At 62.7% G+C, this 8,115-nt stretch carries 9 protein-coding genes and 1 pseudogene; 3 read left to right on the top strand and 7 right to left on the bottom strand.

Annotation, left to right across the window (positions count from 1 at the left end; genetic code table 11):
* From ACHWRX_RS05620 to otsB, 6 genes are all read right to left on the bottom strand, one after another.
* The coding region (locus ACHWRX_RS05620) for an NAD-dependent epimerase/dehydratase family protein (protein ID WP_394658411.1) at positions 1-225 on the bottom strand (225 nt) is incomplete at its 3' end.
* Between the two features lie 108 nt (positions 226-333).
* Complete coding sequence (locus tag ACHWRX_RS05615) at positions 334-1,119, bottom strand: sulfite exporter TauE/SafE family protein (RefSeq protein WP_394658410.1); 786 nt, start codon at positions 1,117-1,119, stop codon at positions 334-336.
* Positions 1,120-1,357: 238 nt separating this feature from the next.
* Positions 1,358-1,606, bottom strand: coding sequence for a hypothetical protein (locus ACHWRX_RS05610; RefSeq protein ID WP_394658409.1), 249 nt, complete (start codon positions 1,604-1,606; stop codon positions 1,358-1,360).
* 143 nt (positions 1,607-1,749) lie between these two features.
* Positions 1,750-3,192, bottom strand: a complete 1,443-nt coding sequence (gene otsA / locus ACHWRX_RS05605) for an alpha,alpha-trehalose-phosphate synthase (UDP-forming) (protein WP_394658408.1) — start codon at positions 3,190-3,192, stop codon at positions 1,750-1,752.
* Between the two features lie 69 nt (positions 3,193-3,261).
* Entirely contained in the window at positions 3,262-5,073 is a 1,812-nt protein-coding gene (locus ACHWRX_RS05600; RefSeq protein ID WP_394658407.1) for a glycoside hydrolase family 15 protein, read from the bottom strand.
* A 2-nt stretch (positions 5,074-5,075) separates the two neighbouring features.
* Positions 5,076-5,873 carry a trehalose-phosphatase gene (gene otsB, locus ACHWRX_RS05595; RefSeq protein WP_394658406.1) on the bottom strand — a complete coding sequence of 266 codons (798 nt, stop codon included), beginning with the start codon at positions 5,871-5,873 and terminating at the stop codon, positions 5,076-5,078.
* A gap of 145 nt (positions 5,874-6,018) precedes the next feature.
* Here otsB and ACHWRX_RS05590 point away from each other — a divergent pair, with 145 nt between their 5' ends.
* From ACHWRX_RS05590 to ACHWRX_RS05580, 3 genes are all read left to right on the top strand, one after another.
* On the top strand, positions 6,019-6,591 hold the full coding sequence (locus ACHWRX_RS05590; RefSeq protein WP_394658405.1) for a hypothetical protein: 573 nt from the start codon (positions 6,019-6,021) through the stop codon (positions 6,589-6,591).
* Positions 6,592-6,672: 81 nt separating this feature from the next.
* Positions 6,673-7,125: a Dps family protein gene (locus ACHWRX_RS05585; protein WP_183617185.1), complete on the top strand. Its 453-nt coding sequence runs from the start codon at positions 6,673-6,675 to the stop codon at positions 7,123-7,125.
* Between the two features lie 107 nt (positions 7,126-7,232).
* Complete coding sequence (locus ACHWRX_RS05580) at positions 7,233-7,721, top strand: NUDIX hydrolase (RefSeq protein WP_394658404.1); 489 nt, start codon at positions 7,233-7,235, stop codon at positions 7,719-7,721.
* On the opposite strand, the pseudogene ACHWRX_RS05575 reads toward ACHWRX_RS05580, so the two are convergent.
* Positions 7,703-8,115: pseudogene (locus ACHWRX_RS05575) on the bottom strand (DNA polymerase IV); the annotation flags it as partial. The gene ACHWRX_RS05580 and the pseudogene ACHWRX_RS05575 sit on opposite strands and share 19 nt — an antisense overlap.

The raw sequence follows: 8,115 nt of genomic DNA, 5'->3' as shown, positions 1-8,115 counted from the left end.
CGCGCCGACTTTCTGTTCGGCGAAGATGCGGGCCAGAAGGGCTGCGTCCTCGATATCGCCTTCGTACAGCGTAATGCCTTCGGGGATGGCAAATCGAAACCCGGTGGTGAGATTATCGACAACACAGACCGGCCAGCCCCGATCGACCAGCGCCAGCACCGCATGGCTGCCGATATAACCCGCGCCGCCGGTCACCAGCACGGGTGGTCTGTTCGCCTCGGTCATCGCTCAATCCGCCTGTAAGCCCGGCGTCCCCATGCGCCGTCGCTGCTTATGTTGCGCCGCAGTGCGATTGGCAACAGGGTGCGCGGCGCGATCGATCCGGATCGGGGGTCAGGCCGCCAGCATCTTGATGCCGGAAAATGCGAGCATCCCGGCCAATGCCAGACGGACCCCGGTTTCGCTGACTTTACCTGCGGCGAGCGAGCCGACGATGACGCCGGGGATCGATCCGATCAGCAGCATGCCCAGCAGTTCCCAATTGACGTTGCCCAACCACGAGTGGCCGATGGCAGCGATGAGGGCGAGGGGAATGGCATGGACGATATCCGTTCCCACCAGCGATTTGGCGCTGAGCCGTAGCGGATAAAGGAACATCAGCGTCACCGCGACCAGTGCGCCTGCTCCAATCGACGTGAGCGTGACCAGCACGCCGACAATGGCACCAGCCGCGATCGTCATGACCAGTTGGGTGATGGCCAGCCGCTCCCCTAGCAATCCACGAAGTTTGGTGACGGGGGCATGGATGATATGCTTTACCGGCACCAGCACGGCGGTAATAACGAGCATCACACCAAGCAGCTTCATGAGCACGGCGGAGTTCAGCTTTCCGCCTTCGACATTCGCCAGGAACATCAGCGTCAGGATTGCCGCGGGGACGCTGCCCATCGCCAGCCGCCCGATGACCTTCCAGTCCGGAGAGCCGACCCGGCGGTGCACCGCGCCGCCAACGCATTTGGTCAGCGTGGCGAACCAGAGGTCGGTTCCCACGGCCAGTGACGGGGCGAAACCGAAGCCCAGCACCAAAATCGGTGCCATCAACGAGCCACCGCCGACGCCGGTCAGCCCCACCAGGAAGCCAACGAGGGCCCCAGCCAGCGAGTAATAGATTTCGGTCATGAATGCAGGCGCGCCGACGTTGGCGCGGCGCCGCGGGAAGATTTGTCAAATGTCACGGCGTCAGCGTCAATCTTATCGTAAGCCCCGGCGACAAGGCAGAACCGCCAGTCGTGAGAAATAATGTTACGCTTCAAGCCGGCTAAACACCGCCTTCGGCACATGAAAGACCATGCCGATTGTCAAGCATTACGCAAGAGAATTTGACTAGCGGAAGGGCAAGACGCCCTATCGTACCCAATCAAGCCTGGGCAAAGTGGGCGATGATCCGATCATCCAGCGGCTCGCGGAAACGGGCGCGATACCGACGTTCGCCGCTGGTTTCGGCCATGACCGGAAGGGGTCCGATCGCGCCGATCCACAAGTCCATCACGCCTTCGATTTTGCAGGCCTCGACCGGGACTTCCAACTGGCATTCGTGCCCGTCCAGAAGAGAGATGGTGACGGGAAGGCGATCACGCGCACCGATACATTCGCCGTAGATGGTCATCGATCATACCGGCCCGCAACGGGCCACTCCCGGTTACCAGAATGTCCCAAGCGATGAAGCGGAACACCCTTTCCGGAGTGTTCGACCTTAACGGATGGGACGAAGCGACCAGTGAACGTCCTGTGTGTCGAAACGGTTGCACTTCATTCAGTTTTTACAGGAACTTTTTGCGGCGAAGCGTTTCCTGCTGTCGAATGATCGTCCGCCCCCTTGCCTTGCAACGCCTGCACGAAGTGCTCGCGCCAACGCACCACGTCTTCGTCGCGAACGGAGGCAAGCAGGGCTTGGTGGCGTCGGCGACGTTCTTCCAGAGGCATGGCCAAGGCCTGCTTGATCGCGTCGCTCACTTCCTCGGGGCTGTGGGGGTTCACCAGCACGGTGTCCTGCATTTGCGGGGCGGCACCGGCAAAGCGGGACAGGATGAGTACGCCTGGGTCTTCCTCGTCCTGCGCAGCGACGTACTCTTTCGCGACCAGGTTCATGCCATCGCGTAACGGCGTGACGAGACCGATGTCCGCCGCCCGGTAGAAGCCTGCCAGTTCCGAGCGCGGGTAGCCGCGGTTGACATAGCGGATCGGCACCCAGGCGACATCGGCATGGGCTCCGTTGATATGCCCCGCCTTGCGTTCCAGATCGTGGCGGATCAGCTGATAGCTGGAAACGTCGCCCCGCGATGGTGGCGCGATCTGCAGCAGCACCACATCCTTCGCCATGTCCGGATTGTCGGTCAGGAAGCGGTCGAAGCTGTCGAACCGTTCGCCCAAGCCCTTCGAGTAGTCCAGTCGATCTACCCCGATCAGCATCTTGCGGTTGCCGCCCAGACTGTTCTTCAGTCGATCGTAAGCGCCGATCGCGTCCGCGCTGCGCGATGCTTCGAGAAACTCGTCATAATCGATGCCGATGGGAAAGGCGCGGGCGACGATGCGGCGGCCCTGGTACTCGATCGTCCCGTCCTTAGCGACCTTAAGCCCCATTTCCTTCTTGATGTAGTGAATGAAGCTGTCGAGCCACTCTTCGGTCTGGAAGCCGATGAGATCATACTGGAGCATCGAGGCCACCAGCTGTTCGTGGTTGGGGAGGGAGACGAACAGCCGCGTCGGCGGCCAGGGGATGTGCAAGAACAGGCCGATCCGGTTGGTCACGCCCTTTTCGCGCAACATCGATCCCAACGGCAGCAGGTGATAATCGTGGACCCAGACCAAGTCCTCCGGCTCGATCAGCGGGATCACGGATTCGGCGAAGCGCTGATTTACGCGGACATAGCTTTCGCCAAAGCTGCGATCGTACTCGGTCAGATCGATGCGATAGTGGAACAGCGGCCACAAGGTGCGGTTGGCATAGCCGTTGTAGTACTCGTCCACATCCTGCGGTTCGAGGTCGATCGTGGCGGTGGTCACCCCGAAATTGCGCTGCATGTCCAGGTGGCCGGTAAAGCTGTCAGTCTCCTTGCCGGACCAGCCAAACCAGATGCCGCGATTCTCCCGAAGGGCCGCGCCCAAAGCAACCGCAAGTCCGCCCTGGGCTCCTGCGGCCCCCATGGCTTGCGGAACCGAAACCCGGTTCGACACGACGATCAGCCTGCTCATTCCCAGCCCCTTATGCGCCCCGTGACCACGGCGGCGATCACGGGTGCATTGTGGCGTCGGGTTTGCAGCCTAACGCCAATCGCGCCAGGACCTGGATAAAAGCCCGGCGCAGTTAATTATCCCAACTAGCGAATAAGTCTGCGGAAAGTTCCCCCAAAGCTCGCTCGTCTCGAAGTCCATGTCCTCTGAAAGCAGGCCGGACCGGGTACGGTGCGCCAGCATAGCTTCGAAAATATGGCGCGCTTCCTCGTCGCGCCCGTCCATGTGCAGCGCCTCGATCAGCCAAAACGTGCAGATGTTGAAGGCCGTTTCGGGTAGCCCGAAGTCATCCTCGTTCGCGTAGCGCAGCATATGCTCGCCCCGGCGCAAGTTGGTTTCCACCGCCTTCAGCGTCGCCTGGAAGCGTGGATCGTCGGCCGTGACGTAGTTCAGCTCAACCAGCTGGAGCAGGCTGGCGTCCAGCTCCTTGCCTCCGAAGCTGGCGGCGTAGTGGCCGCCGTCCTCGTACCAGGCACCCGCATCAATATTCTTGCGCACGGTATCGGCGCGCTCTTTCCAGACCTTGTGGCGATCTCCCAGGCCCAGCACTTCAGCGGCATTGGCCAGGCGATCGCAAGCCGCCCAGCTCATAACCGAGGAATAGGTGTGGACGGCGGTACGGGTGCGCAGCTCCCACAAGCCGGCGTCCGGTTGATCGTGCATCTTCCAGGCGAGTTCGCCCACCTTTTCCAAGCTGGTGAAATCGTCCTTGTTGGCCATGCGCAACAGGCGGTGGTCTGAAAAAGCCTGGATGTTGGGGATGATGATCTGGCCGTAGACGTCGTTCTGGATCTGATAGTACGCCGCGTTGCCGATGCGAACCGGGCCCATGCCGCGATAGCCGGGAAGGGCATCCGCTTCCCACTCGATGATCTCTTTCGCGCCGCTCACCGAATACAACGGCTGGATCACGCCGGCGTGGGAATCGTCCACCAGATTGCGCAAGTACGAGAGGTACTTTTCCAGCACGTCCAGCGCACCCAGGCGATTGAGCGCCTGGACGGTGTAATACGAATCCCTGATCCAGCAGTAGCGATAGTCCCAGTTGCGTTGGGAGTTGGGTGCTTCGGGGATAGACGTGGTCAGTGCGGCCACGATCGCGCCGGTTTCCTCATGCTGGCACAGCTTCAGGGTGATGGCGGCGCGGATGACGGCCTCCTGCCAGTCGATCGGCGTGGCCAGGCCGCGGACCCACAATTGCCAGTAGCTTTCGGTGTGCCGCAGCATCGCGTCCAGCTCATGGCTGATGTTGCCGCCGAACGGCTCGTCGGGGCCGAGGAAGAAGGCCAGCTCACGCTCGATGCGAAAGTAGCGCTCGTCCAGCACGTACCCCACCGCCGCGTTGGTGGTAAGGCGCAGCGCGTGGCGATCGTTGAGGTAGCGGATGTGGTTGGAGCCGTGGGTGATCGGCGCCATGCTCGCGCCATAGCCGTTCATCGGCGTCAGCGTGACTTGAATGCGCGGAGAGCCTGAAACCGGGCGAACGATCCGGGCGTAGGCGACCGGGCGGTACATGCGGCCTTGCCGTTCGAACCGGGGGCAGAAATCAAAGATGTCGACCGCGCCGCCGCTGGCATCCTCCAGCCGGGTGCGCAGGATCGGCGTGTTGCGCACGTATTCCTGGGTGACCTTCGTCTGGTTCTCCAGGGTGAAGCGCCAGGTGCCAAGGTCCTGCCCCGCGTCGCCGCGTAGCAACGCGCAGAAGGTCGGGTCGCCATCGACCCGCGGGATGCAGCCCCATACCAAGGCGCCACTCTGGTCGATCAGGCCGGACACCTGACAGTTTCCGATAGGCCATAGCTCCAGGGAGGAGGAGGGCGTTTCGGCCTGCGAAATCGGCATGTTCAAATTGCGTCCTCCAGCCAGCGATGCACCGCGCCAACATCCTCAAGCCGCCACGTAGCGCAAGTCTCTCGCGGTGGGCCGACCAGTATGCCGCTTCCACCGAAAGGCGCCAGCGCCGCGAAAGCGTCTTCGTCGGTCACATCGTCACCCAAGAACAGCGGGCGGCTGCCAAGGAACGGGGCCTGCTGCATGAACCGGGTGACGGCATGGCCCTTGTCCGATCCCGGCATCGTCAGTTCCACCACCATCTTGCCGTGCTTCACGATCAGGCCATTGTCCGCAGCCAGCGCGGTGGCGAAAGCGTAGATCGTATCGCCCAGCGCGGGCCGATCGCGATAGTGGATCGCGGCGCTGAACGGCTTGGCTTCGAACACCAGTCCGCCCTGTTCCTGGGCAAAGTCCTGGAGCGCTTGGCAGATCGGCTGCGGCAAAGGGGCGGCTAGCGCCTGCGTTTCCTTCTTGCCGGCAGGTCGAAACTCACCGCCGTGCGAGCCGGCCATCGCCACATCCACGCCGTCAAGCAAGCGGTCCAGCGTCTTCAGGGCGCGCCCGCTGACGAGGGCAAGGCGGCCTTCCAGCTCCTCGTTCAGTGCCAGAAGCAGCTTTGGCAAACCGGTGGGCACGATCACATCCTCAGGATGGTCGGCGATCTCGACCAGCGTTCCATCGAAATCGAGAAACAGCGCGATGTCGTCGCTGCCCTGCCCCAGCGGCAAGGGGGCGCGCAGCGGTGCGAAGCCCGGCAAGGCTCCGGCTTCTTCGCGCTCCGGCGAGCGGGATGAAATCGCGATGGTCATGAAGCCTTCTTTTTTCCGTATCGAGCCCGATCGCGCGGCGGCGTCCGGTTTGCCCAAGCAGCAAAGCTCGTGGACATTTCGCTTCCGAACGGCTCGGGCGCGCGTGGGTTCCGCCGCGTGGTTGAATTGACGGCGCATAGCCGCCATGCTGCCCCTTGCGATGGGGGCATTCTATCTCACTTTCCTGGCGGTGCTGTTTTCCGGCATCGCCGCGCGCGATCAGATGACGATCGCCGGGCTGGTCCGCGTGCAAGGGCCGCGTTTCGGCGTGCTTGTCACCTCGCTGGTGCTTGCAGCGATCTCTTCGGCCCTGGCTGCCTATGCCGCTTCGGTGGTGCTGGTGACGCTGCCGGTGCCCGCGCGTCCGATCCTTATGGCGATCGCGCTGGGGCTGGCGGGTTTGGAATCCCTGATCCTTTCGCCGCGCAAGACCTTTCGCGAGCCGACGCATTCGCTGGGTGCCCTGGCGCTAGTGCTAATTGCGCACCAAATCACCGATGCCGCGCGCTTCACCTTGTTCGGATTGGCAGTGGGAATGAGTGCCCCGCTGGCGGCCGGGCTGGGTGGGGGGCTTGCGGCGCTGGTTCTCGTCGGATCGGCAAATGCTTTTCCCGCTGCGTTCAACACCTTGGCGATCCGCATCGCGCGCCGCGTCGTTGGTGGCTTGCTTCTGCTCGTCGCGGTGACCATGTTTCTCGCCTCAAGGGGCAATGTGTAATTGCGGGTGCGCCACGAAACGGTTCCCGGATTTGTCCGTTGTGCCGGTCATGATTTTCACAAAGCATGGAGCCTAAATCCGATGACCACCAACGCAGAGGCCGCGCTGATTGACAGCTTGAACGGCCTGCTCGCCGATACCTTCGCGCTCTACATCAAGACGAAGAACTTCCACTGGCACGTGCGCGGCCCGCACTTCCACGATCTGCACCTGCTGTTCGATAGCCAGGCGACCGAGATTTTCGGCATCACCGACGCCATCGCGGAGCGCGTGCGCAAGCGGAACGGCTATACCCTGACCAGCCCCGGCTCGATCGCCGAAAAGACCCAGATCAAGGATCAGGACAACACTAAGCTCGATCCGATGAAGATGGTGAAGGAACTGGCTGACGATAACGACACCTACATCGCGAAGCTGCGCGAAGTGAAGGCCGCCGCCAGCGAAGCCGGAGACAATGCGACAGACAGCTTGGTCGACGATTGGACCGACCAGGCCGAAACCCGCGCCTGGTTCCTGCGCGAAATCCTGGCCTGATGATCCGTGCTCTCGCCGCTCGCCTGAGCGAGCGGTGAGAGTGCCTCAGGGGCCTCTAATGCCGAAGATTCGCATGGCACGCCAATCGCCGCTTTAAAGACCCTGACATGCTTCGCCTGATCCCGCCGACGTTGCACCGCAGGCTCTATCGCCTCGCGTATTGGGCTCGATCGTTGTGGTGGCGCACGTTGCGCCCCACGATCTCCGGTTGCCGGATCGTGGCGCTGGACGCGCAAGGGCGGGTCTTGATGATCCGCCAGTCCTACGGCGCAAGCCACTGGACCTTGCCCGGCGGTAGCATCTCAAGAGGCGAGGACCCGGTCGACACGGCTCGCCGTGAACTGCGGGAGGAAACCGGGTGCCGCCTGGATGACGCTCGCAAAGTGGCGCAATTGCTGGAGCGGCCGATGGGCGCCTACAACGTGGTTCACGTCGTGGTCGGTGGGGTGCAGGGAGCGCCCCGGCCGAATAGGCGTGAGGTTGATGCGGTGCGCTGGTGCGATACCCAGGCGCTGCCTGACGATATCATGCCTGCCGTGCGTCAGGGACTGGCGGGCTGGATCGCGGCTTATAACGCCTACAACAGCGTCAGCTGACCGTCCTTGGCCACGATGCCCGGCTCTCGCGGTTTGGCATCCAGGGAGGACAACGTCAGCCCCATGAGGCGCACCGGTTGGGGCAGGGGCATCAGTTCTTCCAGCAAGGCATGGCCGAGCCGCGCGAATGTCGGCTTATCGGGTACACGCGGGCTGACCGAGCGGGCGCGGGTGAGGGTGCGAAAGTCGGCATAGCGCAACTTCAGCGTCACCGTTCGGCCTTGCGCGCCTGAACGCTCTATCCGTTCCCACACGATGTCGACGATGTGGTCCATCGTTTCGCGCAGCATGTCGGGATCGACGATGTTTTCGTTGAAGGTGCGTTCTCCGCCCACCGACTTGCGCGTCCGGTTCGCGCGCACCTGGCGCAGGTCGATTCCTCTGGCTGCCCGGA

This window comes from uncultured Novosphingobium sp. (assembly GCF_964277725.1).
GTDB classification, from domain to species: domain Bacteria; phylum Pseudomonadota; class Alphaproteobacteria; order Sphingomonadales; family Sphingomonadaceae; genus Novosphingobium; species Novosphingobium fluoreni.
The sequence above is the reverse complement of the archived record's forward strand: the minus strand, read 5'-3'. Positions and strand labels throughout refer to the sequence as shown.

Coding starts and splice junctions, on each gene's coding strand:
- otsB (WP_394658406.1), bottom strand. CDS start 5,873: ATGACCATCGCGATTTCATCCCGCTCGCCGGAGCGCGAAGAAGCCGGA.
- ACHWRX_RS05580 (WP_394658404.1), top strand. CDS start 7,233: ATGCTTCGCCTGATCCCGCCGACGTTGCACCGCAGGCTCTATCGCCTC.
- ACHWRX_RS05590 (WP_394658405.1), top strand. CDS start 6,019: ATGCTGCCCCTTGCGATGGGGGCATTCTATCTCACTTTCCTGGCGGTG.
- ACHWRX_RS05600 (WP_394658407.1), bottom strand. CDS start 5,073: ATGCCGATTTCGCAGGCCGAAACGCCCTCCTCCTCCCTGGAGCTATGG.
- ACHWRX_RS05615 (WP_394658410.1), bottom strand. CDS start 1,119: ATGACCGAAATCTATTACTCGCTGGCTGGGGCCCTCGTTGGCTTCCTG.
- otsA (WP_394658408.1), bottom strand. CDS start 3,192: ATGAGCAGGCTGATCGTCGTGTCGAACCGGGTTTCGGTTCCGCAAGCC.
- ACHWRX_RS05610 (WP_394658409.1), bottom strand. CDS start 1,606: ATGACCATCTACGGCGAATGTATCGGTGCGCGTGATCGCCTTCCCGTC.
- ACHWRX_RS05585 (WP_183617185.1), top strand. CDS start 6,673: ATGACCACCAACGCAGAGGCCGCGCTGATTGACAGCTTGAACGGCCTG.